1 protein-coding gene is annotated in these 232 nt (G+C 54.3%); it reads left to right on the top strand.

What is annotated here, in order from left to right:
* On the top strand, positions 1–232 hold a 232-nt coding region (locus tag HMPREF2605_RS09545), incomplete at both ends, for a hypothetical protein (protein ID WP_168167593.1).

Below are 232 nucleotides of genomic sequence, written 5' to 3' on the forward strand. Positions count from 1 at the left end.
GGATGATTATCTTGCCGGTCATCTGCTGACCTATGGTGAGGGTCTGCCCTATGGTGCATTTGCTCCCAAGCATGACCGCATCGAGTTCCTGGCTGATCTGCTCACGCGCGGTGAGATTGACGTGCCGACCTTCTGGAAGCGTGTAGAGGACTCCTCATACGTACGCGGCTTGGAACAGTTCGGACCTGATGGTGAGGAATCCTTCATCATTACGAAGAAGAACTGGCGTCAG

It is taken from the genome of Rothia sp. HMSC065C03, from assembly GCF_001837295.1.
Classification (GTDB): domain Bacteria; phylum Actinomycetota; class Actinomycetes; order Actinomycetales; family Micrococcaceae; genus Rothia.